This is a genomic window from Poseidonocella sp. HB161398, from assembly GCF_005870025.1.
Taxonomy (GTDB): Bacteria; Pseudomonadota; Alphaproteobacteria; order Rhodobacterales; family Rhodobacteraceae; genus Mangrovicoccus.
In genome coordinates this window covers 1-2,336 of sequence record NZ_VATA01000185.1, presented here as the reverse complement: position 1 = coordinate 2,336, position 2,336 = coordinate 1, and the positions used below count along the sequence as shown (strand labels likewise).

1 protein-coding gene and 1 pseudogene are annotated in these 2,336 nt (G+C 66.5%); both read left to right on the top strand.

Annotated elements, in window-relative coordinates; translation table 11 throughout:
- Positions 1-153 precede the first annotated feature (153 nt).
- Positions 154-1,420 (top strand): annotated as a pseudogene (gene istA, locus FGX59_RS36520) (IS21 family transposase).
- Positions 1,417-2,259, top strand: a complete 843-nt coding sequence (istB, locus tag FGX59_RS36515; protein ID WP_138473437.1) for an IS21-like element helper ATPase IstB — start codon at positions 1,417-1,419, stop codon at positions 2,257-2,259. The pseudogene istA and the gene istB overlap by 4 nt, the downstream one beginning before the upstream one ends.
- The last annotated feature ends 77 nt before the right edge of the window (positions 2,260-2,336 follow it).

The window sequence follows — 2,336 nt, the reverse complement described above, 5'->3', positions numbered from 1 at the left end:
TGTAAGGGGCAGCCGTAATCTCCCCGAAACGGGCAATTGAAAAATCCCCGACCGTGAGCGGGGTCGTCAATTTACGGACCTCATGGATCCGGAAATTGGCGGCGCCGCGGATCACTGGCCTGATGCTCCCAACAACAAGGCAGGGGCAGTCAGGTGAAGTGTTTGAGGGAGATCGTCTTGATCCACGATTTGAAACGCCAGGGGCTCAGCGTCACCGCCATCGCGCTCAAACTGGGCTGCGACCGCAAGACCGTGCGCAAGTACCTGAAGCAGGGCCTCGAAGCCCCGGTCTACAAGACCCGGGAGCCGGTCCCGAACCTGCTCGAGCCCTTCGAGGCCTATCTCCGGGATCGGGTCGGGCTGTTCCCGGACCTGTCCGGACGGCGCCTGCTGCGCGAGATCCGCGCGATGGGCTACAAGGGCAGCTACTCCACTCTGAAGCCCTTTCTGAGATCGGTCAGGCCGCCCCGTCGCACGCAGTTCGAACGCCGCTTCGAGACACCCCCGGGCAAGCAGGCGCAGGTGGATTTCGCCGAGTTCACGGCGGAATTCACCGACGAGCCCGGCGTCGTCCGGAAGGTCTGGCTGTTCTCCATAGTCCTCGGCCACAGCCGCTGGCTCTGGGGCCGCTTCGTCGCCAGCCAGAACCTGCAATCCGTTCTCCGCTGCCATGTCGGCGCCTTCGAGGAGATAGGCGGCGTGCCGGAGGAAATCCTCTATGACCGGATGAAGACCGCGGTCATCGGCGAGGAGTGAGCCATGTGGTCGCCATGGTTCGAGACCCATGGCGAACGCGGGCGTGGTGACCTACAACGCATCGCTGGTCGCGCTGCTGAACCACTACGGCGCCATTCCCCGGGCCTGCCGCCCGTATCGCGCGAAGACGAAAGGGAAAATCGAGCGGCCGTTCCGCTACATCAGGCAGGATTTCTTCCTCGCCCGGACCTTCCGCAACCTCGATGACCTGAACGCGCAGTTCACCGAATGGCGCACCGGGATCGCCAATCCGCGCACCCACGCCACCACCCAGCGGGTTGTCGACGAGGCTTTCGCCGAGGAGCTGCCCAGCCTCCGGCCGCTGCCTGCCCTGGCCTATGACGCCGTCCTCACCGTTGAGCGGAGGGTCAGCAAGGAGGGCATGGTCTCGGTCGGCGGCAATCTCTACTCGGTGCCCGACACCGCGCGGCGCCGCGTGCTCGAGGTCCAGCACCACACTGCCGAGATCCGCATCTTCGAGGACGGCCAGCTGATCGCCCGGCACCCGGTGCTCGAGGGCAAGGCGCTGCGCCGGGTCGATCCCGCCCATCGCAAGGCCCCGCCGCCGCGCCCGCCCCAGCAGATGCCGGTCCAGGGCCTGCGCCGTCCGCTGGACTTCTACGATGCCGTCGGCCGCCGCCTGGCTGCGGGTAGCCAGCCATGAGCGCGCTGCTCGACCGCATCCGCGGAGCCCTCGTCGGGCTGAAGATGCCGCGCGCGCTGGAGGCGCTCGACCACACGCTGCAGCAGCTGGAGAAGGGCGAGATCACCGCCGTCGAGGCGATCGACAGCCTGCTGAGCGAAGAATACGTCACCCGCGAAGGCCGACGCGTCGACGTCGCCCTGCGCACCGCCAAGCTGATGCCGATCAAGACGCTGGAAAGCTTCGACTTCTCGTTCCAGCCGTCGCTGGACCGGGAGCGGATTGCAGCGCTTGCCCAGCTCGGCTTCATCCGCCGGTCGGAGGTGGTCCATTTCCTTGGCCCGCCAGGCACCGGGAAGAGCCACCTTGCGACGGCGCTTGGCGTGGCGGCGGTGAAGGCCGGGCGCACGGTCTATCGCGCCACGCTCGCCGAGCTGATCGAGGCGCTGTCCCAAGCCGAGCGGTCAGGCCGCCTGCCGGAGAAGATCCGGTTCTATGCCCGGGCCTCGCTGCTGATCGTCGACGAGATCGGCTACCTGCCGATCACCCAGGGTGGGGCCAACCTGTTCTTCCAGCTCGTGAACGCGCGCTACGAGAAGGGCGCGATGATCATGACCTCCAACCGCGGATTTGCAGAGTGGGGAGAGGTCTTCGGCGATCCGGTGGTTGCCACGGCGCTGCTCGACCGGCTTCTGCACCACGCGGTCGTCGTCCAAATCGAGGGCGCCAGCTACCGGCTGCGTGCCCATGCCGACCTGATCCCGGAACATGTCCGCGCCAACGCCCCGATCACCCCGCCACCGCCGCCGAAGCGCCGCGGACGGCCGCCGAAAATCCGGAATGGAGCTGCCGATCACTGACCCCGGCTGATCGCCGGAACCGCCAAGTGGGGAATTCCAAATTGCCCAAACTGGGGAAAATTCAGTTGCCATTGACA

Excerpts from the sequence above, each read along its gene's own strand:
- istB (WP_138473437.1), top strand. The coding sequence starts at position 1,417 with ATGAGCGCGCTGCTCGACCGCATCCGCGGAGCCCTCGTCGGGCTGAAG.